Source organism: Pelagicoccus sp. SDUM812003, from assembly GCF_031127815.1.
Classification (GTDB): domain Bacteria; phylum Verrucomicrobiota; class Verrucomicrobiia; order Opitutales; family Opitutaceae; genus Pelagicoccus.
Genome location: NZ_JARXHY010000008.1, coordinates 176,558 through 201,967 on the forward strand (window position 1 = coordinate 176,558; position 25,410 = coordinate 201,967).

The window sequence follows — 25,410 nt, forward strand, 5'->3', positions numbered from 1 at the left end:
AAGCTTTCCGCGAATAAACTCCTTAAACCACTCCCTTCACCCAAGCAATGAGGCAGCGATCGCGAACGCGCCACGAAGGAACGCACGCCCCCTCGCATTCCGATTTTCTTAAAAGCATATCCGAACTCCCTCTCATCGAAGGATTTCTGGAAGCTTCACCGCAGCCCCACCTATTTCTATCGAACGACGGCCTGGTGCTGCACGCCAACGCGGCCTATCTCCAGCGCCTCGGCTTGGATCGGGACGCGGTGCTAGGCAAGCCCCTCTCTCGCTTCGACGGGGCTTCCGACTCGAAAGAGCGCCGAAAGACCCCTTTCCTCTCCACCCAGGACCTTCCGGAAAACGCGATCGTTCAGCGAAACGAGTCCGGAGAGCTTTTCGTTTTCGAAATTCAAAGCTCGCAAATCGAGCTGGCGGGACAGCGGGCGCAAAGCGTCTTTCTGCACGACATCACCCAACGCGTGCGCCAGGACCAGCTTCGCAAGCAACTCGAGCTGCAGTTCAACGCCACCGCTCGCGTCGGCAAGATCGCCTATTGGGAGTTCGACGCCATCGAGCGGATCTTCACCTTCAACGATCACTTCTACGCCATTTTCGGCTACACCGCCGATGAGGTCGGCGGCTATCAAATGACGCCGCAACAGTACGCCGAGCGCTTCGTGCACCCGGAGGATCAAGGTCTGGTGGCCCAGGAAATCGCTAAAGCCATCGAATCCAAGCATGCCGGATTCCTGGAAACCATCGAGCACCGCATCGTCTACGCCGACGGTTCCAGCGGCTACATAAGCGTGCGCATCTTCCTCGTGAAGGACGAGCATGGAGCGACCGTCAAAACCTACGGAGCAAACCAGGACATCACCAAATACAAGGAGGACGAGCGCTGCCTGATTCGCCTCAACGAGCTGCTGAAAGCCATCCGCGACACCAACCAGTTCATCAATCGGGCCGAAGACGCCCAAGAGCTCGCCCGCCAGGCCACCCGCAACCTCATGGGAGAGCGCGGTTTCCCGTACGCATGGATCGCTCTGGCCTCGGAGCAGGACGGAAGTTTTCAAACGATCGCCTCCCAGCCCGAGTCCTCCCCCGGCCCCGAGCTTCTGCAAAGCGATGGCTCGCTTCCCGGACAGGAATGGCTGAAACGGTATCAGGAGCAGACTCATGAAAGACGCCAGGCGGAGGGACGCGCGATTCGCCGGTTGCAGGACGACGACCGCAAAACACTCTGCATCCCGCTCCGCCACAAGGAGCGAGTGTTCGGCTTTCTCTTCGTTGTCACCACAAAATGGACACAGCCAAACTCCATCGAAGAACAGCTTTGCGCGGAGCTAGGGGACGACCTGGCCTTCGCGTTTCACAAGCTGGAGCTCGACAGAAAGCAACGCCTGGCGACGGATGAGATTCTGCAGGCGAAAGAGGCCGCGGAAAAAGCCATCAAGGCCAAGGACGAGTTTCTCGCGGTCATGAGCCACGAAATCAGAACTCCGCTAAATCCGATTCTTGGATACACTCACCTGCTAAAGATCAGCAACCCGTCCGAAACCAGTCTGGGCTACCTCGAATCCATTTCGCGAGCGGCGAAACAACAGCTCTCCCTCATCGACAACATCCTCACGTTCTCCCGCCTCGACCGCGGCAAGATCACGCCCAACCTGCAGGATTTCAATCCCTATCGGCTTTGTCGCGACGCCTACGAAGACGCGGTCAGCAGCTATCCCGACCTCACGCTGCGCTTCGAAAACGGCGCCACCGGCGAGGCTCTTCCGGAGCAGCTCGAAGCCAACGGAGACCCTTGCATGCTGCAGGAGATACTGGACAACCTCCTCAACAATGCCTGCAAATACACCGAAAAAGGCGTAGTGACACTAAAAACCGGATACAAGCGCCTCGCGGACGACCGCGTGCTCCTGCGGGCCGTCATCACCGATACCGGCATTGGCATCAGTCCTGAGCTCAAGAAAAAGCTCTTCGAACCCTTCACTCAGGAGGATACGACCTACACGCGGGAGTTTGGCGGGGCAGGCATCGGACTGGCTATCGTCAAGAAGCTGGTGCAAGTGCTCAAAGGAAAGATCGGTGTGGACAGCGAGCTGGGATCGGGTTCCCGCTTCTGGGTGGAGATCCCCCTCAGCCTCTCGCGGTTCGAGAATAAGCGAGCGGAAATCGCGAAACAGCCCCAAAAGCTCGACCCCAGCTTCATCCAAGGCCGCCGAATCCTCATCGTGGAAGACACGCCCGAAAACTCCGACGTAACCCGGCTGCTGCTCGAAGGCTACGGGGCGGAGGTGAGCGAGGTCTCGAATGGTTTGGAAGCGGTGAAGATGTGCGAGAAATCGACCTTCGACGCCATACTGATGGACTTGGCCATGCCAGTCATGAACGGATTCGAAGCCAGCTCGATCATCCGAAACGGATACGGCCCCAATGCCCGCGTTCCGATCATCACAATCACCGCAGACGTATCGGCGGAAGCGCAACGCCAGGCTCGCAAGCTGAACGTGCAAGGACACATCGTGAAACCGGTCGACATCTGGGAGCTTCTGGCATGCTTGAAACGCGTCCTCAGCTGACACCAAGGCAGTACGCGTTTGACTCCTCGCTCGCGGCGGGACAAGCCTAGCCAGCATGGGAAACGGTTCTCGCTCGAAGACGCTCCTCTACCTCGCAGGCAGCCTTCTCTCCCTAGGCGTCCTCGGCTTCAGCATCTGGTTGATCCATGAGGCGAACATCGGGCGCGACAACATCCTGTTTCAAACGGTTCGCGCCACTCCCTACGGTGACAAGATCGGTCACTTCCTCCTCGCCGGAGTCCTCACCTTGGCAGCGAACTTCGCTCTGAGGAACAAAGCCGCCCGCTGGGGACCGTTGCGCCTCCCATACGGCTCGCTCGTCATCCTCGTGCTCGTGATCACGGAGGAGAGCAGCCAGTACTATCTGCCGACGCGCAGCCTCGACCTGGTGGACGCTTTGGCGAACTTCGCTGGAATCGTCGTATTCAGTATTCCCGCACGTCTTCTAGACAAGCGTCGCGAGCGAAAAGTCAGGGCCGACCGGTAGCGGCCTACCTCCATTCGCCGCTTGGAAAACAAAGGATCCCCGCGCCATCAGCAACGGGGATCCGGAAAACGAATACAATCGGCCGGACAATCAGCCCGCCGCGATATCCAGAGCCTGATCGAGGTCCGCTAGGATATCGTCGATGTGCTCGATGCCCACCGACAAACGGATCAGCTCCGGCTTGATTCCCCCCGCGGCCTGCTGCTCCGGACTGAGCTGGCTATGGGTGGTGGTAGCTGGATGGATAGCCAGGCTCTTGGCGTCGCCCACGTTGGCGAGATGACTGTGGAGCTTCAGCGAATCGATGAACTTGGCGCCCGCTTCCTTGCCGCCCTTGATGCCGAACACCACCATGGAGCCGCCCTTGCCAGCGAGGTACTTGGCCGACTTCTCCTGATTCGCGTCGCCATCGAGTCCGGGAAACTTCACCCATTCCACATCGGCTCGCGACTGCAAGTGCTTCGCCACCGCCAAGGCGTTTTCGCAATGGCGCTCCATGCGCAGATGCAAGGTCTCGATGCCTTGCAGAAACATCCACGCGTTGTCCGGCGAGATACACGCGCCGAGATTGCGCAAAGGCACGGTGCGCATGCGCAGGATGAACGCTATCGGCGCCAGCGGCTCAGGCAGGTCGTGCCCCCAGCGCAAGCCATGGTAGGAATGGTCCGGCTCGTCGTAGAGCGGGAAGTTTCCGTTGGCCCAATTGAACTTGCCCGAGTCGACCACCACCCCTCCGATTCCCACGCCATGTCCGCCGAACCACTTGGTCAAGGAATGCACCACGATATCCGCCCCGTGCTCGATGGGACGCGTGAGGTAGGGAGTGGAAAAGGTGCTGTCGACCACCATGGGAATGCCGCGGTCGTGGGCGATCTTGCCAATCGCTTCCAGATCCGCCACGTCCAGCCCTGGATTGCTGACCGTTTCGCAGAACACCGCCTTGGTCTTTTCGTCGATGGCGGAGGCGAAGTTTTCCGGATCGTTCGGATCGACGAACTTCACCGTGATGCCGAGGGCCGGCAGGATGTCGTTGAACTGAGTGTAGGTTCCTCCGTAGAGATTGTTGGCGCTGACGATATTGTCGCCCGCCTTGGCCAGGTTGATCACCGTATAGAAAACGCCGCTGGTTCCGGACGCCACCGCGAGAGCCGCCGCCCCGCCTTCCAGCTCAGCCACACGCTTCTCCAGCACGTCCTGAGTCGGATTCATGATGCGGGTGTAGATGTTTCCCAGCTCCTTGAGAGCGAAGAGATTGGCGGCATGCTCGGTATTGTCGAACACGTAGGACGCGGTTCGATACACGGGCACGGCGCGCGATTTAGTGGTAGGGTCTGGCTCTTGACCAGCGTGGAGGCACTTCGTCTCGATCTTCATAAGTGGGTTGTAACTAGGGTTCAATCACAAGGCCGCCTCCAAGGCGGCGAATGAAAAGGGAGGCATCTTGGTACAGGCCGAAGGCCGGCACAATGCGGAATGCGAACAAATCTCTCATCAAAGCGAATGAAAAAGCTCGCATCCGCTCTTTCCACCTAAGTCATTGCATCCCATAAACAACTCCCTCTCCTCTACAATCCATGATTCCCTTTCTGAAAGGCCGCTGGACCGGACAAGCCGGGTACCGTCAGATTCTGACGGTCGCCTTTCCGCTGATCCTTAGCTCGGGCTCCATCTCGGTGCTGCTCTTCGTTGATCGCATGCTTCTGAGCTGGGACTCCAACGAAAACATCGCCGCCGTGCTTCCGGCCGGCATCCTGAACTGGGCTCTGCTCTGCCCCTTCTTCGGCACCGCCCTGTACACTTCGACCTTCGTGGCGCAGTACATCGGCGCGGGCAGACCGGACCGCGTGGGGGCTTCGGTGTGGCAGGGCATCTACATCTCCCTGATCGGAGCGTGCCTCATGCCGCTTCTAGCCCCGTTCGCCGATGAGATCTTCGCCCTCATCGGCCATGCCCCTGATATCCAAAAACTGGAGACCGACTACTTCCGCATCCTCAACTTCTGCGCTGGCTTCTTTCTCATAAACACCGTATTCTCCAGCTTCTACTCAGGCCGGAGCAAGGCGTGGACCATCGTATGGATCAACCTGCTGCTCACCGCCTTGAACACGCTGTTCGACTACGTGCTGATCTTCGGCAAGTGGGGCTTCCCCGCGATGGGCATCGTAGGCGCGGGCTGGGCCACCATGATCAGCTCCGCCATCGTGACCCTCGTCTACCTCGCCCTCTTCCTTAGCTCTTCCCAGGAAAGAGCCTACTGCACGCGCTCCAATTGGCGTTTCCAGCCCGAGCTCTTCAATCGAATGCTGCGCTTCGGTTTCCCATCCGGTATCCACTTCTTCCTGGACGTGATCGGCATCACCATCTTCATGCTTTTGATCGGGCGTATCGGAATTCTGGAGCAGGCCGCCACAAACATCACCCACCAGATCCATCTCCTCGGCCTGCTTCCTTTGGCCGGACTCGGCATCGCGAACGGAATTCTCGTCGGGCAATACCAGGGGGCCGGTCGTAGCGACCTGGCGGAAAAGACCACCTACTCCTCCCTGCAGTTGGCTCTTGGATACAACCTAAGCGTCACCGCGCTGTATCTGACGATCCCCTACCTTTTCATCTATCCGTTTCTTGCCGGACGCGAAAACGCTTTCCCTGCCGAGCTCGTCGAGCTTTGCACCCACCTGCTCCGCTTCGTAGCCGCGTTCACCATTTTCGAAAGCTTCGTCATCCTTTGCAGCTCCACCCTGAAGGGAGCGGGCGATACCAAGTTCGTCATGCGCACCCTCGGCATAACTTCCATCTTCCTGGTCATCATCCCCTCCTATCTGGTGATCGAGGTCTTCGCCCTGCCGGTTTCCTACGCCTGGGGCATCCTGGCCCTCAATCTCGCCGTGGCAGGCACCGTCTTCTTCATCCGATTCCGCTCCGGCAAGTGGAAGGAAATCAGCGTCATCGACTGACAACGACCTGCCGCGGCCTCCTAAAACCGCTTGTTCACCCCGATGCTGAGCAGGTCCACGGCCGCATCGATCTTCCCGATCAAATGCTGTCCCGCGGAGTGGCTGCTATTGTCGATCACGGGGTCGTCCACAAAGATATGGGTGTACGCTAGGTGGACATCGATGCTATCCGAGGCGGCGATGCTCAGGCCTAGCGATAGCCACATGCGATCCTCGTCCGGAATTCTCGGCGAACGCACTTCGTCATTGGGAACGGGAGACTCGTCGTAAGCGACCCCGAATCGTCCTCGGAGCGTGTCGCTGAACGCGTAGGTAGCCCCCAGACTGTACTTGTTCACGTCCTCCCAAAGCTCAGGGATGACGCTATCGGGAGGCGACGGATTTTCGAACTCTATGGTCAGGGTTTGGAAATCGCTCCACCAGGTGCGCGTCACGTCGCCCATCAGAGTCCACCTGTCATTGAGTTCATGATACATGGAAACGGAAGCGGAATCTGGAAGATCCAAGCTGACGGCGCCGCCCTGGTCCATGAAAGCGGGGCCGAGCAGACTCTGCAAGGGGCCGACCTCGAAGGTCGCCTGCCCGCTCAGATCCAAGGATATGCCAGAGCGATAGTGAGCGCCCAAACGCGTAGCGTCAGAAAGCTCGTAGATCAGGCCCAAATTGAAGCCCCAGCCTTCGCCGTCGCCTTCGAGACTCACCCCACCGTCATACTTGCCGGTGCCGAAGTTGGCTTGGATGTCGCCGGCCAGAGCCATGGTCTGCTGGTTCATCGGAATTCCCCCAGCCTGAAACTGGCTGAGAAACACCAAACCCATGTCGATGGCGTTGCTGAGCACGGCTTCGCCTTTCAGGTAGCTGAATCCGCCCCCCACCGAAAGCTTGTCGGATACTCGGTACGCCAGCGAGGGATTGAACAGCACGGTCTTGAGCTCCGTCTTGCGAGCGACGTACCGACCGACCCAGTCATCGTCGTATTCCGTCGTCAGTCCGAACGGAGCGGAAAGCCCCACTCCCCATACCAGATCGTCGTTGAGCGGAGCCACATAGTAGAGATTTGGCACCAGGGCGCCTTCATCCGAAGTGGCATTTCCACCTTGAGTTGGCGCACCCATGGTGGAGCTCCCCTGATTGGTGAAAGAAGCCTCCGGCAGGATGGCATGCAGTCCTGCGGAGAGTTGCGGCTTGTCGATCAGGGACATGCCTGCCGGATTGAAATATACGGTGCTCGCGTCCTCGGCCGACGCCGCTCCGCCCGCAAAGGCGTTGCCCAGTCCGGAGACGCCTTGCTCCTGGATGGCGAAGCCGGCCCCATGCGCGGAGACGCAGAAAGAAGTGAATGAAAAAAGCGAGGCGCCGCACGCGGCCAACAAGCGTGTTCGTGTCATACGGGGAGAAGAATGTCGTGAGGTTTTTTTCCGAGGAGCAGCCGCTCGAGCAATCGCTCCGGTTTGGGAGTGGGGATCAGTAGAGTTCCGCTTGCCCGATTATGCAAGTCAGAGGGCAGGTCAACGAGCCGAGAGACGACCTGTGAAAAAGCTAGGGTTTTCACCTATTCAGGCAAGAACTCGATCGCAAAGCTGGAGGAAACGTTGCGCAAGCCGCTGCCCGCATTCGTAGATGGCTTCCTGCTCTTTCTTGTACTGGTCGCGGCCCTCGACGGTTTCGATGAGTATCGGCTCGTATCCGTAGTCGGACAGCTCGTAGGGACTGGCCCGCATGTCCACTTCGCGAGCCCGCATAGCGAGAAGAAAGCTGTCTCGGATCAAATCGCTGCCTAGCCAAGGACAAAGCTTCGCGCTCCAGCGATACAGATCCATGTTGAAATGGATGCAGCCGAACTGCTCCATTTCCAGACGGTCCTCCCGCGTGGGCTGAAACTCGTTTCGCGGCGCGGCGGGCGCGGTGAAGAACCGGAACGCATCGAAGTGAGTGCAGCGAATGGAGCTGCCCTCCACCACCGCGTTGACCTCGCTTTGACTAAGCCGTAGCGGTACCTGACGATGGCGAACGTCCTCCGCCTTGTACACCATGGCCCATTCGTGAAGACCGAAGCAATTGAAACGCGGCGGGCGAGACTGGGCTCGCCGTATCAGCTGGCAGGTCCACTCCATCATGGCCCGGGTCGACTCGTCGAGACGCGAGCGGTCGAGCCGCACTCCATCCGTCGTCTCGCGATAGCGATCGTCCTCCAGAAACGAACGCGCCGCCTCGCCCTGCAGGACCTGGTCCACCGTCGGCCGCCAACGACGCAGCACATGACGTTTCACCTGATAGTACTCGAAGAGAAAGTCGTGCACCGGATGCTTCTGTCGGCTGGCGCGTCGATCTCGATAGGCATCGATCCATGGCCCCACCGCGGCCTCATGGGCTCTCGCCATGTTGAGCCAGCGTTTCTCAGGAAGCGGAACCAGCTCTTCGCCGGCCGTCACAAGGGTCTCTCGGCGATCCATCGCTCAATCTCCTGCTCGAAATAAACGTCCTCCAAAGCCTCTCGAGCCCAGAGTTCGTCCTTGCCCAGACGGTCCAAGACACGAGCGGCCATCACTTGAACCGCTGGCACCTCGCTCCAAACGCTTTTCGTAGCGCAGCGCCAGTGGGCCGGATCCAGGCGCTTGGGGTTTTCCAAGTCATCACGACAGGTCTGGCAGAGAAAAACGCAGCTTTCCGCCTGCGGCTCCTCCTCTTCCGGCGGGACTTCGTAGACGCTCAAGGACACCCCCGAAGCCTCGCATAGCTCGCACTTGGAGCCGGACCGACGCGTCAGCTCCTTGCCCAGCAAATTTACCTGAGCCATGCGAGCTTGATGCTTTTCGAAACCTTTCGCCATCGTGAAATCGCTTTTGATCGCTCGCCGCAGGTCTGGCAATGCCCAATCACGGCCCGCGCCCGCTCACCGACGACGATCCTCGTCCAGCGCGTCGTCGAGCGACTCCGCCAGGCGCATGTTGTCGTCCCTCGCCTTGCGTAAGTCCTCCGTCATGGCGTTGACCGCTACCAGCAGCGAGTCCATCTCGTCCTGACGCTGCATCTCCACGCGCTTGTCGAGGTCGCCAGCCCCCACCGCCTGACAATGCTCGATGATGGCTTCGATCGGCTGACGAAAATGGCGAGACATCCAAGACGCGATGACCCAGGACAGCAGGACCGCGATCACGATGCTGGCCGCTCCGACCTGCTTGATGCGGTCCAGCTTGTTGCGAACTTCCGAGGCGTTCATGTCGATGCCCACGAGAAACTCCCCCTTGCTGTTCAAAGTCGGGGCATAGCCGGAAAGAAAGGTGCCCCACGCGTCCGTCACGAACTCCTCGTCCGCAGACTGCTGAGTGAAACCGAGCATCAATCGCGGCGTCGCCGACTCATACACCCTACCCGGCAGGGCCTGATCCTCGGACTCGTCGGAATCAACCACGAAGCGCACCCTGCCATCTTCGTCCAAACGCATCACGTAGAGGTAAGCGACGTCCGCGTTGCTGCGACGCATCTGCCTCAGGCTCTCCAACGCTTCGACGTACTCCCGCTTGCTCACATCCCGCTCGAAACGCACGTCGCGCAGCTCGTTGGCATCGATCTCACGGCTGATCATAGCCGCCGTGCCGCTCAGACGGGCTCGCAACTGATCGAGCAAGCTATCACGCGCCGCCAGATAGAAGATGACGCCTACGGCGCTGGAGACGAAAAACGTGGCGAGGAAGTGGGAGAAGAAGAGTTTCCTTCGGAGGGGGAACGGAGGATTCATCGAGCTTGCGAAACACCGTAACAAGATCGTAACTACGGTCAACCGGAGAATCAGTCGCCCAGCTTATACTCGGTAAAATCGTTCACGATATCCTCGTAAGGGCGATCCTGCTTGAACAGCTTCAGAATTTCCAAGTGCTCCTGCTCGGTGGTGGGCCACTCCCGATGGTAGTCCGGAAGCATCAGCACCGTGTAGGATTGGGAACGTGTCACTTTTCGACGAATCACCAGCACGACTCGCATCCTTCCCATTCGCCCGCCGAGCTCAAGACCAGAAAGCGCGATTCGCGCTCGAGAGCGACCCTCCGCCCTCGGCGCTCCCGTGGAAAATGGAGACAAATCGCCCCGGTCCGACCAGAAAACGCGCGTGTATACAATTTTTTATGACAACTCCTTAGGGAACAGACCCCCACTAGGCAGTTCATCGCGCATGGAGACCTAGAGTCTTCCCTCTAAATGGCGTGAATTCTATTGCAGTCAGGCGACAAAAAGCACCAAGGTAAATCGCAGACTGGCGCTCATCGGCCCTGTGAAACTAGCCGTTTCAATCGAGCTCCCCAAACGCCGTCGCTACGACTCTAACCCGCAACTTCTGGATACGACTCATGGACCGAATAGGCTCAAATCCTTATCTCAATACCACCCGTCTCTACCAGCAATCCCTGCAGCAGCGCCAAGAGACCCATCAGAGCCAGTCGAACGCGTCCAAGATCGAGACAAGCGCCGCCACCCAGAAGACCGACCCCAGCGGATTCTCCAGCATGTTCGGAGACAACGAATTGCTCAAGCTGCAAGGAAATCTGGAAGCGATCGCCCAGATGGCCGAGCACGCCCTGAAACGCTTCGACGGTTAGCCCTTTTCTCCCATGCTTCGCGCCGGCATCATCGGCACCGGACGCATCGGATCCTCTCTCGAAAAGGACCCGCTCCGGCCACCCGGATCGTCGCACGCCGGTTCGTACGCCCTCTCCAAGGAAGTGGAACTGGTCAGCGGCTGCGATATAGATCCGGCGGCGCTTGCCACGTTCGGCGACGACTGGAAAATCGAATCGGACCACCTGTATTCAAATTTTTACGACATGCTCCGTTCGGAACGGCTCGACATCGTCAGCGTGTGCGCCTACGCCACCGAACGTCTGGAAATGGCCCAAGCTGCTCTGGAAGCGGGAGCGAAAGGCCTCTGGCTTGAGAAGTCCCTCGGTTGCAGCCTCCAGGAAGCGGATGCGATCGCGAGACTCCTGCATCAGCGCCAAGCGGTCGGAGTGGTCGACTATCCGCGACGAGGCAGAGCTCCCTATCGCAAGATCAAGTCGCTGATCGACCAAGGCGACTTCGGCAGGCTGCAAAGCGTAACCTGCCACATGACCCATCAGCTGATCCACACCGGGACCCATGCCTTCGACGTCATTCGCTACTGGTGTGGCGAAGCGTTGCAGGCCAGAGGCGTTCTTGAGAACGCAGCAGGCCAATCAAAGGAAATCGTCGACCAGGGAGGCAGCGGGGAGTTCGCCATGAGCTCCGGTACCCAGGTGTTCGTTTCCGCGTATCGAAAGAAGTACTACATCTTTCAGTTCGACCTGATCTTCGACGACGCCCGCATTTTGATCGGCAACGACATCGCCAAAGTCTACCGACCTGCCCCGAGCACCAACTACAGCGGATTCAAGGAACTCTTCGAGCAGCCAAGCTTCGACTGGGGCCCGTCCTACGGGCGCGACATGGTCGGCGAGCTGGTTCATTGCGCGAAGACCGGCGAGGAGCCGCTCTTTTCCATGCGCAACGCCACTGAAGCGCTGCGCATGGCCCTCGCTCTCTTCGCTTCCGCTCGCGAAGGTGGCGTCGCGATCGATCCGCGAACGCTCGAGCCGGACTTTCGAATCGAAAACCACTGATTCGACCGAAGGCCGCAATTGCGTTTGCCAGCCCGCGGCCAGCCGCTAAAGCTCTCAGTTCATGCCAGATCTCAGCGACTTTAGAGAAGAATACGGCCACGACATCCTGACCAAGGAATCAGTCCATCCCAATCCGGTGGAGCAGTTTCGCATCTGGTTCGACTATGCGGTGTCGCAAAAAATAACCGAGCCCAACGCTATGAGCCTCGCCACGGTGGACGAGCACGCCCAGCCTTGGCTCCGCACCGTGCTCCTAAAGGCCTACGACGATCGCGGTTTCGTATTCTACACCAACTACGACAGCCGCAAAGGCAAACAGCTCGCCAACAATCCAAAGGCATCCGTACTCTTCCCCTGGATACAGCTGGAGCGACAGGTGATCATCAATGGGGAGGTGGAGCGGGTCTCCAACAGCGAGTCCTTGAAATACTTTTCCAGCCGCCCGTTTGGCAGTCGCCTCGGAGCCTGGGTCTCCCAGCAAAGCTCCGTCGTATCCTCGCGCTCCCTGCTGCTCGCCAAGCTGGAGGAGATGAAGCGCAAGTTCAAAAACGGCGAAGTGCCGCTGCCGTCCTTCTGGGGCGGCTATCGCGTGAAGCCGAAAACCATCGAGTTCTGGCTGGGCGGCAAAAACCGCATCCACGACCGCATCTTCTACTCCAGGCGAGAGGACGGGACGTGGAGCATCGAGCGGCTCGCCCCGTAAACGGAGGCACCCCTCGGGGCCCTTCGCCGCGCGTCGCAGGCGCCGGCTCAGCGCTGCCAAGCGGGGGACCAACAGGTCGTGCGCCCGCCTATTGTTTCCCGAACGAGCGGCTTTCCGGTCGCCGGGCAGTCGCCTCCATCCTTCCAACGATGCTGGAAGAGCCAGGTCTCCGGCGGATCGCTGTAGTCACCCCCAATCGTCCGTATCGCTTCCGCGCATACAAAGCGTAGCTTCTCGAAGAGGGCATCGCTTTCCTTCTTCGACAAGCTCTCAACCTTCCGCGAAGGTCGGACACGAGCCTGCCAAAGGATCTCGTCCGCCATCCAATTCCCAACTCCAGGAAAGTACTCCTGCTTGAGCAGGAAAGCTTTCAGCACGCTGCGGGGCGAGCGAGACAGGATCTCCTCGAATCGTTCCGGAGTGAACTGCTCGTCGTGCGGCTGGGGAGGAAGCTCGCGCCACCAAGCAGGCAGATCGCCCTCGGTCCGGTGAAAGGCCACTTTTCCGAACTGTCGAGAATCCTGAAAAACCAGCAGCGTCCGCTCGCCCCGCAAGACCAGGTGATCATGCTTGACTCGCTCATAGTCGAGGTTCTCGCGACGCAGCGACCCGGTCATTCCAAGGTGGATCTCAAGATACGATCGATCTCCGAAGGAGAATAGCATTCGCTTGCCATGCGTGTATCCAGCTTTCAAGACAGAGTCGTCCAAGGCTGATCGCAGCGTATCCGCATCGCAATGACGGCAGCAACGCGCCTTAGGCGAGATCCAGTCGAGGCGAAACCGCTGCCCGACCGCCGCCTTCCATTTGGAGGCGTGAAAGGCGACTTCCGCTAGCTCCGGCATCGGTTCTATCGAAGCTGCCAGCGGTAGTGATAGGAGCTGAGGAGTTCGGGTCCCTCGTCCTTCACAGCTACCACATCCTCGATGCGACAGCCGCCGATGCCCGGGTAGTACAGGCCTGGCTCGACCGTGATCACCGCGTTGCGCTTGAGCTTTTGAGACACGATGGAAACGCGTGGAGCTTCGTGCACCTCCAAGCCCAGCCCGTGACCCGTTCCGTGGATGAAACCTTCCGCCCCGGACTGTCCCCGGCGAGTTTCAAAGCCCAGTTTGGCGAACGTTTCCACCACGTGGCCGTGCACCGTTTTCCCATTCACTCCGGTCTTGACGCGCCCGATCGCGCTCTGCTGCGCTTCGAAGACCGCTTCCACGATCCCCTTTTGGGCGTCGGAAGCCTTCCCCTTGAGAAAGGTGCGCGTCATGTCGCCGTGATAGCCCGTTTTCGAAACTCGAGGGAAAACGTCCACGATGATCAGCTCGTTGGCCCGCAAGGGCCCCGTGCCGACGCAGTGCGGATCGCAGGCCTGGTCGCCGCCAGCCGCTATGGTATCGCTGGAGATCGATCCCGCTTCCAAGCAGGCGATTTCGATGAGGCTCCTGAGACGCTCCGAGCTGAGCAGCTTGCCGTCGAGGTAGAGTTTGCCCTTCTTCACCACGCTCCTGCGCAGGGCTTTCTCCGCGGCTCGAATGCCCGCGGCGCTGCAGCGGTTTCCCTCTTCGATGAATGCCAGCTCCTGATCCGTCTTGGTTTCCCGCTTCGGAAACAAGGAGCCATCCACCACGTTGATCTCCAAGCCAAGTTCCAGAAGCTTGAACGCGAGACCGCTGGGGAAGTCGCTTGGCACCTTGAAGGCGGCGATTTCGAACTCCTTGGCGATCACGAAGACCACCTCGGCATATCCCACCTTGGCCCGCTGAAACTGCTCCCGAGCCATCTCGAGGTAGATTTCGAGCGGCAGCACCACGTCGAACTTGGATTCCTTCAGAGCCCGGGCGTATTCGAGCTGGTTGAGAACCGCGTACCATTTGCGACCCTTGCTGAAGGAGAGAAACGCATCCGGCACGCCGAAGCCTCCGATGTAGAGCTGGTCGGCGCTTTTTTGCGTATCTGCAAACAGCAGCGGCGACGCGGTGGTCTTGGCGGACTTTCGGGCGGATTTCTTCGGCATAGCCCCCAGCAAATCGCGTCCGCTCCAACTGTAAAGCGCCGAAGCGAAGGCTCTCAGTGATCCGCCACGTAGGCCTCGAGCAGCTCGCGGGAAATCCGATACTTGCCGGCGCAGCGCGGGCAGTTCACTTCGATCAGCTCTTCGCCGAGAAACAGCTCCTCCGCATCGCTGAGAAACACTGGGGCCAGGGTCTTGAGGATGCGCTCCTGGTTGCAGCCGCAGCTCCAGCGAACGAAGCGCGTCTCCAAATCGACCACCTCCTCGTCCTCCTCCAAGCTCCTCACCTGCTCCATCGTGAGCCCCTTGAACCAGTCCACGTCGTAGTCCGGATGAGCCGCCACGATGGCGTAGTCATCCGGTTCGATCTCGAAAAACCGGGCCGGACGCTGCTCGCTGAACGCGTAAAAGGTCTCCACCGCCTGAATCATGTCGCCGCCTTGAAACCCCACCACCGAACGGTGCGGATCGCGGCCGCGACGCACGATGTCCTGATAGAACGCGTTCTCCTCGGCGGGTTTCACGTTTTCGGTGTAGATGCGGCCCACCACCTGGCCCGTGCCGGTATCGCCCCCCAGGAAGACGTTCAGCAAGGGATCCTGAAAGTTCACCGTCCAAGCAAGCACGTCGTTTCTCGGATGGGAAATGCAATGCAGGCTGAAGAGAGCCAGAGCGGTCTTGAGCCGCTGATCGTGCGAAGGCTCCAGCTCGATGCGGTTGTCCTTGAGGTGGAGATAGTAGTCCACGTAGAGCTGGCTGAAGTTAGCCCGGGCGTAGAGCACGTTTCTCCCGCGCACGAAGCGGGACTTGATGGCGAGAAGATCTGACTCGTTGGAAGGAGACTGGTCTGGCATAGGCTGCTTTTGTAAAAGCCTGCCTCAGATCTCAAGCCCGAGAGCTCTCTGACGGGAAACTTATTTGCCTCCTGCCACCGCCAAGGTCCGACGAAGCTCTCGCGCCCGCGAGCGAAAGTGCTCCGCCCTTTCGTGACGCGGATCGATCAGCAGCAGTTCGTTGTAGGCCTGCAAGGCCCGCCTTGGCTCGCCTACCTGCTCGCCGAGCTCGGCCAGCAATTCGAGCACCTCGATACGGATCGACTCCACCGGCAGACCCATTTCGTAGGCCGTTTCCAAATGCTCAAAGGCCGCTCGAGCATCGAGATCGAAATGCACGTAGGCTTCGCCGGCGATGCGGTGGAAGTTTCGGCGGATCTCCGGCAAGCTCAGGCTCGCCGCCATGCGTTCCAGCTCGCTCAGCCGCCGGGCCACGTCGGGCTCTTCGCCCTGCTCGTCGTAGATTTCCATAGTCGCGTACTTGATGAACGCCATCTGCCCGAAGAAGCGGTCCTTGTTCGGCAGGTAGAGATCGTAGTACAGCTGCTTGGCCACGGTCATGTCCTGCTCGATCGGATTGGACTGAGCGATCCGAGCCAGGTAGTAGAGCGAAGCCAAACCGATGGCGTCGGAGTCGTTTTCAGCCACCAGGCTGCGAAAAAGGCTTTGGGCGTAGCGGTACGGCTCCTCCCCGCCCTCCAGCTCGATCTTGCCGTGCAGCACGTCCAGGGCTTCGGTGTAGGCTCCGAGGCGCTTGTTGCTCCTGCCGAAGGTGCGGAGGCGAGTGAACTCCGCCGAGCTGTCGCTGTAGATCAGCATGGCCTCCTCCTCCCAGATCGGGCGACCCTCCTCCTGAGCCATGACCCGGGGAGCATCTTGAAGGAAATACGCGAGGGAGACGAGTGCGAGAAGGGAGTATGCGCTCATGGTATCGGATAGTACGGGGTAGTGGCTGAAATAGTTTCCTAGTGATGGGCGACGACCACGCAACATATGATTCGCTGAACAGTCAAAGAATCGCCTGAAAGCCCAATCCGATAGAGTCTTGCCTTAAAACCGCTTTAGCCAGACCCTCGAGATCCCCGTTTTCTCCCCGCGCCTGCCAGCCAATGCCCACAACGCCGACGACTTCCCCCTACCGCGCCATCGCCAAACTGCTGGTTCTCGCCACCGTGCTGGTCGCGGTGTCCGGCTGCGTCTACCTGCGACTGCTTCGCTTCAAAGGCCACCTCAAGGAGTTCGAGCAATACGTGCAGGTGGACCGCTCCCACGGACTGGCTCTCATCTTCCTCGAGCCGGCGCTCAGGGACGAGGATTTCATCTTCATCACCGAGTCCGAACCCACGCTCAAGCAAGCCCTGCCCGGATCCCCATCCGGGGAGGTCTGGCACTGGGTTTTCGAAAAGGAGCTGCCGGCGGAATCGGGGGCGGAGCCTTTCGATATCCTTTTCCGGACCACCTTCGAGGACCACTTGCTGACCCGCATCGACTTCGACCCCGAGCTGCTCTCCGCCATACCCAAAGACTTCATCGTGGAGCTTTTCAAAAGCATGGGCAAAGCCCGCATCAACAAGCTCAGACGCAGCGCCACCGCCAAGATGTCGCGCGACGCGCTGGTCGACGTGCCTCTGCCCAGCCTCAAGGAAATCGAATCTGTCATGGGTGATCCGAGCGAGCGGGAGACCAAAGGGAAACGATCGCTCTGGCGCTACGAGTTCAACTTTCACAATCCGGAAAACCGCGAGCTCTCCGGACAGTTTCGCATCGTATTCAAATCCGATAGCAGGGACCTGGACCAGCAGATCACCGGTTTCGAAGTCTCCGGAAAGGGACGCTAGCGCAGCGCCGGGATGCTGATGCTCCTCGACGGGATAGGGAAAACCGCTCGAAGCAGGGCCTAAGGCGCCGTGGCAGCCGTTTCCCCCTCTTGCATCTTGCCCTTGTATCGGCGAGCCAGCGTTTCGTCGCCTAGCTCCAAGGCCTTTTCGTAGCCTTGACGGTAGATGGCCCTCGCTTCTTCCGCTCGGTCCTGCGTGGCGAGAAAGGATGCGTAGAGACCATAGGCGTTGAGCGAATCCGGGTTGGTCTCCAACAACGTTCTGAAAGCAGCTTCCGATGCTTCGTATTCACCAAGCTCATACCGCATGGTGGCGATCCCCGCTAGGATCTCACCGTTTTCCGGATCGAGCTGATGGGCTTTCTGCAGCGACTGCACAGCACGGTCCAATTCGCCACCCTCCGCCTTCAAGTATGCGAAAAACTGATACGTGTGCACCATCATGCGCTCCACCTGCGCATTGTCTGGATGCTTTTCGTAGACCGACTCCATGAGGTCCAAGGCTTCTTTCCCTTCCCGGTTGGTTAGCAGCAAATCGGTTTTCAGCAAATACGCTTCCACCAGATCCGTATCCTTTTCGATAAGAGTAGAAATCAGGGCGTCGGCTTGCTCCAACTTCTCCTGCGTGCGGTAGGCGTCCGCCAAGAAGAAGACCGGACCATGCTCCTCCGGGTGCGTTTCGATGGCTCGCTTCAGGATGGAAATGGCGGCATAGGTTTTCCCCCGAGCGATATAGACCCGACCAAGCTCCTCCATCAGATCCAGCGAATCCGGAAACGCCTCCGAGCCGATCTTTAGCATTTCGATGCTAAGCTCCGGCCGCTCCGCCGCAGCGAGCACGCGGGCAACCTTGAGAAAAAGCTCCTCCGTACCGCCGAAGGTCTCGATGGCGCGGTTGAAGACGAAGATCGCTCGTTGAACGTCTCCAATCTTCAAATACATATCCCCGATCGCTTCCAGCTTCTCGAGGCTCTCGCCATTCGCCTCCACGTCGTCCAAGGCGAAGCGCAGCTGGTCGATGAGCGAAATGCTCTCTGTCGCCGGTTCCGGTGAAACGGCCTCGCTCTGCTGCCCATCCTGGGCGCAGAGGTTGATCGCGGCAGCGAACGCGAGAACACTGTATGAAAAACGAATACGAAACATCGGAAAGCCTTCGGGTCGGGGTTGTCGTTGGGACGCAAGAAGGCCATACATTGGCTCGGTCTTCCTGCGAAAGGCAAGTATTCTCGCCCGGCCCGTTCGATCAAGGGAGCCGGCGATCGCCTGCTCTACTTCTTATTCAGCTCCTTGCGCAAGGACTTCGCAGTGAGCAGATAATAAACTTCCTCCGCGATGTTCTGAGCATGGTCGGCGACGCGCTCCAGGGATTTGGAGATGAAGACCAACTCAGTGAACGCCTCCACCTGCGAAGGGTCGCTCTTCACGCTGTCCACGAAATGCTGGAAGTTGAAGCGGTTGAGAAAGTCCACTTCCTTGTCGCGCTCGCAAATGGGATAAGCGCGATTGGAATCCTCGTCGATGAAGCAGTGCAAGGCATCGTGCAGCATGCTCACCGCCAGCTCGCACATGCGCGGCAGCTTGCCGAGGTCGTCGATGGAGCCGCCCTTCTTCAGGATCCTCGCCGTGCGCTTGGCCATGCTGGTGGCTTCGTCGCCGACGCGCTCGAGATCGTGGCTGGCTTTGATCGCCACGAAAAGCAGGCGCAAGTCGCGAGCGACCGGGGCGCGAAGACTGATGTAACGTGCCACCTCGTCGTCGATCTGCGTCTCGATTTCGTCGATACGATCATCGGCGTCCTTCACCTCCTGCGTCAGAGCGAGGTCCGACTCGAGCATGGCTCGCATAGCCAGGTTGACGTTGGCGATCGCGCGTTCGCCCATCACCATCAAGTGGGATCGAACGGCTTCGAGCTCTTCGTGAAAATAACGCTTCATACGGCTAGTGGACCCCTAGGTAAATGCTCAGGGCAGGTCCTGCTGGATTGGGCACGGAAGCTAGGAGATGCCCCAGCTGCGGTCAAAACAAAAGCAGTCCCGGACGATCTTAGCCAAAACGCCCCGAAATGTAGGCTTCGGTCTGCTCGTTCTTCGGGCTCATGAAGATCTCATCGGTCGGCGCCATTTCGATCAGTTTTCCGAGATAGAAGAACGCGGTCTTGTCCGAAACGCGGGCCGCCTGCTGCATGTTGTGGGTCACGATCACGATGGTGTACTGGTCCTTGAGCGAGTGGATCAACTCCTCCACCTTGGCCGTGGCCACCGGATCGAGAGCCGAACATGGCTCGTCCATCAGGAGGATGTCCGGCTCGACCGCCAAGGCCCGAGCGATGCAGAGGCGCTGCTGCTGTCCGCCCGAAAGGCTCAGTCCGCTGGTATCCAGTCTGTCCTTCACCTCGTCCCAGAGGGCGGCTCCTTTCAGGCAGCGTTCCACGGTCTCGTCGAGGCGGGACTTCTTATTGATTCCTTGGATACGCAGACCGTAGACCACGTTTTCGTAGATCGACTTGGGAAAGGGATTGGACTTCTGAAACACCATTCCGACCTTCTTGCGCAGTTCGATGGTATCCACGCGCTGGTCGTAGATGTCGGCTCCATGCACCTCGATCTTGCCGCGTCCGATGCGGGCCACCTCGACCAGATCGTTCATGCGGTTGATGCAACGCAACAGGGTGCTCTTGCCGCAACCGGACGGTCCGATGAACGCCGTCACCTCATGCTCCTTCATGTCCATGTTGATGTCGAAAAGCGCCTGCTTTTCGCCATAGTAGAAGTCGAAGTCCGAGATGCGGATGAGGGGACGCGATGTTTCAGAGGAAGCGGATGACATAGACTTGGAGGTCTTATGTGTTTTGTTACGGACGAGCTTGTCGGTTACCATAGACATTACCAGCGATATTTATTCCGCATGCGGATTCTGAGGATGATGGATGCGAGGGCGATCGACGCCACCAAAGCGAGGAAAACGAAGGCGGTGCCGTACTGCATCCGCTCGGTATACTCGTTCTGGGGAATCTTGGAACTGACCACGTAAATGTGATAAGGCAAGGCCATGACGCCTTGGAAGAAGAAGTCGCTCCAGCGCTCGAGGCCTTCCCATGGAAGCTGGTCGCGCATGGCGTAGGCCGCGGTGAACATGATAGGGGCCGTCTCGCCCGCCACTCGGGCCACCCCGATGATCGAGGAGGTCAAGATGCCTGGCATGGCGTAGGGCAGCACGTTGGTGCGAATGGTGGTCCACTTGCTGGCTCCCAAAGCCAGCGACGCCTCGCGCAGCCCTTGCGGAATCGCTCGCAGCGACTCCTCGCTCGCCGAGATGACGATGGGCAAGACCATGAAGGCCAGGGTGAACCATCCTGCGAGCAGCGACGTTTCCCAGCCAAAGGCCAGCACGAACATGCCCACCCCGAAAATGCCGAACACGATGGAGGGCACCCCCGCGAGGTTCAGGATCGATAGGCGCACCACGTTAAGCGTTCGCCCCGGACTGGAGTATTCGCTCAAAAAGATGGCGCTGAGCACGCCCAAGGTCAGAGCGATGGCCATGGACCCCATCACCAGCAGGAAGGTGCCAACGATGCAGGGCCAGATGCCGCCGCCGGAGTAGGCGTAGGTGGTGGTGGAGATCTCGACTCCCTGCTCGTTTTCGAAGGCTCGGAATTCGTTGTCGCTCATCTCGTACTGCTGGCCCTGATACTCGAAGACGTGCAGGGTCTGCGGGGCCTCGGTCAGAAACTCCACGTTGACGAAGGGATAGGAGGTCTGGAACACCGTTTGACTGCCTTTGAAGATGATAGTCAGAAAGATGATCGACGCGCAGAACAGGATGAAATAGGTGCCCGCGCGGAAGCCCCAGAAGACCAGCTTTTCGGCGGTCTTGGCCTTGGTCGGGCGAGCGTGAAAACCGGTATAGGTTTCCTTGGCGGGTTCTTCTGGGAGGGTTGCTACGGAACTCATCTGAATCTAGCCTCGGGAAATCTGATACTTGAGCACGATCTTCTGAGCCATGTAGTTGATGGCCAGGGAGATGATGAAGAGGGTCATGCCCACCATGAAAAGGGCCCGGTAGTGGATGCTGCCATTGACCACCTCCCCTAGCTCCTGGGCGATGATGCCGGTCATGGTGTGCACCGGCTGGAAAAACGCTCCCAAGCCTTGGGTGAAGTCCGGGATCTCGATGCGGTTGCCGGCGCAGAGCAGGACCACCATGGTCTCGCCGATCACGCGACCGAAGCCCAGCAGCACCGCGGAAATGATCCCGGAGAGCGAGGTCGGCACGATGATGCGCCAGGTGGTCTGCAACCGGGTGGCTCCCATGGCCAGAGACGCTTCCTTGAAGGACTTCGGCACGTTGTTGATGGCGTCTTCCGCCAGAGTGAAAATGGTGGGAATGGCCATCAAAGCCAGCAGGCAGCCCGCGGTGAAGGCGGTCAAACGCTCGCTGAGCGGCATGAAGTCGAGCCAGGCGAAGATCTCCATGTGGGAGGTCTCCCGCAGGAATTGCCCAAAGATGGCGATACCGAAGAAACCGATCACCACGGAAGGGATGGCGGAGATGAACTCGATGTACGGCTTGATGAGGTTCTGCTCCACCGGCTTGGCGACCTGGTTCACGTAGATGGCGGCTCCCACGCCCAGAGGTACCGCGATGAGCATGGCGATGAATGCCACCAGAAGCGAACCGGAAAACAGCGGCCACAAGCCGTACCAGTCCTGAATGGAGCTGTTGGTGGTCCAGTTTTCCCCGAAAACGAAGGCGGTGAAGGCTCGGAACATGCCGACCGGCTCGTCGCTATCCCAGTTGGCCAGCTTGGCTTCGTAGTCAGGCATCTCCGCGATGAACATGCGGGCCAGCTCGGCGAAGCGCTTCATCTTTCGGTCGAGCGCCGGCACCCCGATGGTGGGCAGATTCTCGAGCGCCTGCTCGATGCCGCTTTCAAGGTTCTCGTTGATCTCCTCGAAGCGTCCCGCTTCGTCGCGCAGCATGCCCACGATCAAACTCAGATCGATGTCCTGCACCTCCACTTCGGCGGCGTCCTCGGTGCGTCCGAGCTCCAGGAGGTTCTCCTTGTGCTCGGCCAAGTGAAGCGACTCCTGGTACATGTTTCGCGCTTCGATGGCCAGCTCGGTGAGCTCCATCACCTGGGTGCGCAGCGGCAGACCGAGATCCTCGAACTCGTAGATGAAGTCCGCGTAGGCGTTGAGCTCCGACTTGATCTCGGAAAACTCCATGCCCTGCTCGCTCAGCATGGAGGAGTGGTCGGCCCGAATGGAATTCAGGTAGCGGTTGAGCTGCGTCAGAGCCTCCTGCTCCTGACTCATGATCTCCACGTACTCCAGACCGGACTTGCGATAGAGCTCCAGGCTGGTGCGGTATTGCCCGAAAAACCCGACTCCCTCCTTGAAGAGGAAAAACGTGATCAGCGCCAGCACCACGATAGACACCAGGGCGTTTCCGCCGAAGAGCCCCTTCAAGGCCTGATCCTTGTCCAGGCCGAGGAATCGTCTCTGCTTCGAGTGCAGGTTATAGCGGTTTTCGTCTTCTTGGCTCATGCGTCAATAGTCTCGCTCACGGGTCCGCATTGCTGCGCAAGCCATCGGGCGAGGGCAATCGTTTAAAAAAATCGTAACGGCTTCGTAAGAACGGGAAGAGGCGTTCCCAAGTAAAAACCGAGAACGCCTCTCGAAAGTATCGCGAAATCTCTACGGGCTAGAGGATGGAGATGAAGTGAACGTCCTTCACGATCTTCTGGCCTTCAGGGCTGAGGCAGAAGTCGATGAACTCCTGCACGATGGGACGAAGCTCCTTCTTGCCGTCCTTGTAGAAGTAAAGCGGACGAGCGAAGGGATAGGACGCCTTCTCCGGCGTGACGCCGTCAACGGGAAGGGTCTTGATGCCCGGAGTGCCCAGGTAGGCGAGACCGACGTAGCCGATGCCGTTGGGGTTCTTGGCCACTTCGGAAGCAATCTGCTCGTTGCCGGCCATCTTCTGCGACGAAGCTGCGTAGTCGCGCTTCTTGAGAGCCATCTGCTGGAAGACCGCGTAGGTGCCTGAGGAGGTGTTGCGGGTGTAGATGGAGATGTCGCCGGACTTGCCGTTGATGGCGCTCCAGTCCTGCACGTCGCCGGTGAAGATCTTCTCCACTTCGCGCGAGGAGATCTGGTCCATGGGATTGGCCTCGTTGACGATGATGGCGATGCCGTCCTTGGCCACTTCGATGGGCACCATCTTGACGCCCTTGAGCATGGCCTTGGACTCTTCGGTCTTCTTGGCCTCGCGAGAGGACATGCCGAGATCGGCAGTGCCGTCGATGACCGCGGCCACGCCAGTGGAGGACCCTTCGGCGGCGATTTCGAAAATGACTTCCACGCCATCCTTGGACTTGATGGCCTTGAACTCCTCGGCCAGCTGCGGGACCATCTTGGCTCCGAGAGTGTCCGAGCCCTTGATTACGATCTTCTCAGCGGCAGCGGCCAAGCTGACGAAGCCAAGACTGAGGGCCAACAGAGCGGTTTTCTTTGCGATGCGGGATGCGCTAATTGCTTTCATAGGTCTAGTATGTCTTTTCCGGATGAACAGTCGTCCGAATCTAAGGGGAATTCTTGACCAAGGCCATTCCGAGCCAAGCGCTTAATTGTCACTTTTCGGTTACGGCCAAGGGGCGGACGCCCCCCTTTCGAATCGCTGATCGTACGAGGATTTCTATCGATAAACAGTTGATTGTTAGAACTTAACCGCAGCGTCGATCTGCAGGAGCTTGACGTCGTCCTTGGCCACGACAGCGGCATCGTAGGCGTCGTCAATGGTGTCGCTGTCCATGTAGGTCAGGCCAGCGGTGAAGAAGTCCGTCACGGCGTACTTGTAGCTGAGAACGAAGCCCGCGTGGTTCATGCTGTTCTTGCCGAAATCCGAGTCGGTCAGATTTGGAGTGAACGAGGCGCCTTCGATGTGACGGTATTCCAATCCCGCCTGCCAGGTTCCGGCCTTCTTGGCGCTGCCGTACTGATAGCCGAAGTTGAAGAAGGTGTCTTCGTCGCCAGCGTTGGCGCTGTAGAACGGAGAGTCCACATCCGCCACCGCGTCGTCCGCCGAGAAGTTCATTCCGACGGTGCCGTAGAGCTTCTGGCCGATTCCGTTTTCGCCCTTGAAGGAATACTCCACCGGTACCGCCAGAACATGGAAGTTGCGGAAGTACTTGATGGCGTTTTCGCCCTTGAAGGTGGCGCTCTCGGAGACGTAGGACTCGCCGTCAGTGGTGGCGAAGAAGATAGGAGCCACGGTCAAGCCTTCGCCATTGCTCCACTCCGCCTGGGCCGCGAAAAGGAAATCGTCGTCGCCGGAGCCCGCCTTGTCCTCGCGCTCCTCGTCGATGATGTACTGGCCGAGGTTGAGCTTCCAGGAACCGAAGTCGAAGGACTCGGAAATGCCTTCGGGGTTGATGTCGCCATCCCAGAAGGCGCCGTCGATAGTGAAGGGATGCTTGTGCTTGCCGAGGCTGATCTCCATGTTCTCGCCTTCGTAGTTGAGGTACACCAGTCCGAGGAAGAGCTCGTCGCCGACCTTGTCGAAGAAGCCGCCGAAATTGTTGTTGGTGGAATCGTTGGCGGAACCCGATTCGACCCGCACGCCCAACGAAAACGGGCTTTCAGCAAAGCCGTACTCCGCCCCGAAGCGAGCCCGATAGCGCCAGCGCAGTCGGGTGTCGTTGTCGTCCACGTCCTCGCCCTGGAAACGGAAACGGGCGTCTCCGTAGAGCTTGAGATTGTCCAAGGCCTTGGGCATGGGCACCGCATTGGCCGGAGCGGCCGAAGCGACGGTGGCCTTGGCTTCCTGGGTCGCGGCGGCGACCGCGTTTTCCACGATTTCCGCTTCCGCCGCTGCTGCTACCATTTCCACCTCCTGGCGGATCTCGAGAGCTTCCTCCTCTGTCAGGATGCCCTTGCGAACGAGGACGTCGATTAGGATGTCGGAAGTATCGGCCCCAGCGTGAAGCTGGTGAGCGAAGGGAGCAGAAAACAGCGCTCCAGACAAAATAGCTGTTTGAGTAAGCTTATTAAGTTTCATGAGTGGCTTGTGAGTTACGGGGAGGCGCCGGGCGGAACCCTGCGCACTCCTAGCCAACTGACTCTGAAAAATCCCGAATGCGAGGGGATTTTGGCGTTTCGCGGCGGCGTCACGGACATGTAACTTCGCCGTAACCTTTCCGTAACATTTGACCAAAACCCTAGGGGTTCCGCCGGCGGTTTGGCGCGCAATCGGCGCCGTTATGTTACAGTGAGCAGCCGAACGAGCCCCTCCCAGTGCCGAAGCGGATGGCCCCAGCCGGGCCGAGCGGCCTGAGCGCACCCGGCAGCCTCATCCAAATGAGGATCCGTTTCGCCTTATTTCATTGCT

General features: G+C 59.2%; 24 protein-coding genes. 7 read left to right on the plus strand and 17 right to left on the minus strand.

Annotated features, from left to right (window positions below; genetic code table 11):
* The first annotated feature begins 47 nt into the window (after window positions 1-47).
* Both QEH54_RS12860 and QEH54_RS12865 read left to right on the plus strand, forming a co-directional pair.
* Window positions 48-2,567, plus strand: coding sequence for an ATP-binding protein (locus tag QEH54_RS12860; RefSeq protein ID WP_309019089.1), 2,520 nt, complete (start codon window positions 48-50; stop codon window positions 2,565-2,567).
* Between the two features lie 55 nt (window positions 2,568-2,622).
* Window positions 2,623-3,054 (plus strand): VanZ family protein, encoded by a 432-nt coding sequence (locus QEH54_RS12865; protein WP_309019090.1) that lies wholly within the window; start codon window positions 2,623-2,625, stop codon window positions 3,052-3,054.
* 90 nt (window positions 3,055-3,144) lie between these two features.
* Here the strand turns inward: QEH54_RS12865 and QEH54_RS12870 are convergent, their stop codons facing one another.
* The gene (locus QEH54_RS12870; RefSeq protein WP_309019091.1) at window positions 3,145-4,428 is read right to left on the minus strand and encodes an aminotransferase class I/II-fold pyridoxal phosphate-dependent enzyme; all 1,284 of its coding nucleotides are present in this window, start codon (window positions 4,426-4,428) and stop codon (window positions 3,145-3,147) included.
* 200 nt (window positions 4,429-4,628) lie between these two features.
* Here QEH54_RS12870 and QEH54_RS12875 point away from each other — a divergent pair, with 200 nt between their 5' ends.
* Entirely contained in the window at window positions 4,629-6,008 is a 1,380-nt protein-coding gene (locus tag QEH54_RS12875; RefSeq protein WP_309019092.1) for an MATE family efflux transporter, read from the plus strand.
* A 20-nt stretch (window positions 6,009-6,028) separates the two neighbouring features.
* On the opposite strand, the gene QEH54_RS12880 is transcribed toward QEH54_RS12875, so the two are convergent.
* From QEH54_RS12880 to QEH54_RS12900, 5 genes are all read right to left on the minus strand, one after another.
* On the minus strand, window positions 6,029-7,396 hold the full coding sequence (locus tag QEH54_RS12880; protein WP_309019093.1) for an OmpP1/FadL family transporter: 1,368 nt from the start codon (window positions 7,394-7,396) through the stop codon (window positions 6,029-6,031).
* A 168-nt stretch (window positions 7,397-7,564) separates the two neighbouring features.
* Window positions 7,565-8,461, minus strand: a complete 897-nt coding sequence (locus tag QEH54_RS12885; protein WP_309019094.1) for a hypothetical protein — start codon at window positions 8,459-8,461, stop codon at window positions 7,565-7,567.
* The gene (locus tag QEH54_RS12890) at window positions 8,437-8,838 is read right to left on the minus strand and encodes a hypothetical protein (protein WP_309019095.1); all 402 of its coding nucleotides are present in this window, start codon (window positions 8,836-8,838) and stop codon (window positions 8,437-8,439) included. Before QEH54_RS12890 ends, QEH54_RS12885 begins: the two co-directional genes overlap by 25 nt.
* Before the next feature lie 63 nt (window positions 8,839-8,901).
* Complete coding sequence (locus tag QEH54_RS12895) at window positions 8,902-9,747, minus strand: methyl-accepting chemotaxis protein (RefSeq protein ID WP_309019096.1); 846 nt, start codon at window positions 9,745-9,747, stop codon at window positions 8,902-8,904.
* 50 nt (window positions 9,748-9,797) lie between these two features.
* Window positions 9,798-9,959: a hypothetical protein gene (locus QEH54_RS12900; protein WP_309019097.1), complete on the minus strand. Its 162-nt coding sequence runs from the start codon at window positions 9,957-9,959 to the stop codon at window positions 9,798-9,800.
* A 392-nt stretch (window positions 9,960-10,351) separates the two neighbouring features.
* On the opposite strand from QEH54_RS12900, the gene QEH54_RS12905 reads away from it, so the two are divergent.
* The 3 genes from QEH54_RS12905 to pdxH all read left to right on the plus strand — a co-directional run bounded on the left by QEH54_RS12905 (window position 10,352) and on the right by pdxH (window position 12,341).
* Window positions 10,352-10,600 (plus strand): hypothetical protein, encoded by a 249-nt coding sequence (locus tag QEH54_RS12905; protein ID WP_309019098.1) that lies wholly within the window; start codon window positions 10,352-10,354, stop codon window positions 10,598-10,600.
* A gap of 12 nt (window positions 10,601-10,612) precedes the next feature.
* Window positions 10,613-11,638, plus strand: coding sequence for a Gfo/Idh/MocA family oxidoreductase (locus tag QEH54_RS12910; protein ID WP_309019099.1), 1,026 nt, complete (start codon window positions 10,613-10,615; stop codon window positions 11,636-11,638).
* A gap of 61 nt (window positions 11,639-11,699) precedes the next feature.
* Complete coding sequence (pdxH, locus tag QEH54_RS12915; protein WP_309019100.1) at window positions 11,700-12,341, plus strand: pyridoxamine 5'-phosphate oxidase; 642 nt, start codon at window positions 11,700-11,702, stop codon at window positions 12,339-12,341.
* Window positions 12,342-12,388: 47 nt separating this feature from the next.
* Here pdxH and QEH54_RS12920 read toward each other — a convergent pair whose 3' ends face one another.
* The 4 genes from QEH54_RS12920 to QEH54_RS12935 are packed head-to-tail and all read right to left on the minus strand — an operon-like array spanning window position 12,389 to window position 16,109.
* The gene (locus QEH54_RS12920) at window positions 12,389-13,186 is read right to left on the minus strand and encodes a DNA-formamidopyrimidine glycosylase family protein (protein ID WP_309019101.1); all 798 of its coding nucleotides are present in this window, start codon (window positions 13,184-13,186) and stop codon (window positions 12,389-12,391) included.
* A gap of 5 nt (window positions 13,187-13,191) precedes the next feature.
* Complete coding sequence (locus tag QEH54_RS12925; RefSeq protein ID WP_309019102.1) at window positions 13,192-14,352, minus strand: Xaa-Pro peptidase family protein; 1,161 nt, start codon at window positions 14,350-14,352, stop codon at window positions 13,192-13,194.
* Between the two features lie 53 nt (window positions 14,353-14,405).
* Window positions 14,406-15,203 carry an Hsp33 family molecular chaperone HslO gene (locus QEH54_RS12930; protein ID WP_309019103.1) on the minus strand — a complete coding sequence of 266 codons (798 nt, stop codon included), beginning with the start codon at window positions 15,201-15,203 and terminating at the stop codon, window positions 14,406-14,408.
* Window positions 15,204-15,263: 60 nt separating this feature from the next.
* A complete protein-coding gene (locus QEH54_RS12935) occupies window positions 15,264-16,109 on the minus strand; it encodes a hypothetical protein (RefSeq protein ID WP_309019104.1) in 846 nt (281 codons plus the stop codon).
* A gap of 182 nt (window positions 16,110-16,291) precedes the next feature.
* Between QEH54_RS12935 and QEH54_RS12940 the strand changes: the two genes are divergently transcribed.
* Window positions 16,292-17,020, plus strand: a complete 729-nt coding sequence (locus QEH54_RS12940; RefSeq protein WP_309019105.1) for a hypothetical protein — start codon at window positions 16,292-16,294, stop codon at window positions 17,018-17,020.
* Window positions 17,021-17,079: 59 nt separating this feature from the next.
* Here QEH54_RS12940 and QEH54_RS12945 read toward each other — a convergent pair whose 3' ends face one another.
* From QEH54_RS12945 to QEH54_RS12975, 7 genes are all read right to left on the minus strand, one after another.
* On the minus strand, window positions 17,080-18,162 hold the full coding sequence (locus QEH54_RS12945) for a tetratricopeptide repeat protein (RefSeq protein ID WP_309019106.1): 1,083 nt from the start codon (window positions 18,160-18,162) through the stop codon (window positions 17,080-17,082).
* Window positions 18,163-18,287: 125 nt separating this feature from the next.
* The gene (gene phoU / locus QEH54_RS12950) at window positions 18,288-18,953 is read right to left on the minus strand and encodes a phosphate signaling complex protein PhoU (protein ID WP_309019107.1); all 666 of its coding nucleotides are present in this window, start codon (window positions 18,951-18,953) and stop codon (window positions 18,288-18,290) included.
* 109 nt (window positions 18,954-19,062) lie between these two features.
* Window positions 19,063-19,845: a phosphate ABC transporter ATP-binding protein PstB gene (gene pstB, locus QEH54_RS12955; protein ID WP_309019108.1), complete on the minus strand. Its 783-nt coding sequence runs from the start codon at window positions 19,843-19,845 to the stop codon at window positions 19,063-19,065.
* Between the two features lie 56 nt (window positions 19,846-19,901).
* Complete coding sequence (pstA, locus tag QEH54_RS12960; protein ID WP_309019109.1) at window positions 19,902-20,972, minus strand: phosphate ABC transporter permease PstA; 1,071 nt, start codon at window positions 20,970-20,972, stop codon at window positions 19,902-19,904.
* Between the two features lie 6 nt (window positions 20,973-20,978).
* Window positions 20,979-22,568: a phosphate ABC transporter permease subunit PstC gene (gene pstC, locus QEH54_RS12965; RefSeq protein WP_309019110.1), complete on the minus strand. Its 1,590-nt coding sequence runs from the start codon at window positions 22,566-22,568 to the stop codon at window positions 20,979-20,981.
* A gap of 157 nt (window positions 22,569-22,725) precedes the next feature.
* The gene (locus tag QEH54_RS12970) at window positions 22,726-23,565 is read right to left on the minus strand and encodes a phosphate ABC transporter substrate-binding protein (protein ID WP_309019111.1); all 840 of its coding nucleotides are present in this window, start codon (window positions 23,563-23,565) and stop codon (window positions 22,726-22,728) included.
* A 174-nt stretch (window positions 23,566-23,739) separates the two neighbouring features.
* On the minus strand, window positions 23,740-25,080 hold the full coding sequence (locus QEH54_RS12975) for a putative porin (protein WP_309019112.1): 1,341 nt from the start codon (window positions 25,078-25,080) through the stop codon (window positions 23,740-23,742).
* Window positions 25,081-25,410 lie beyond the last annotated feature (330 nt).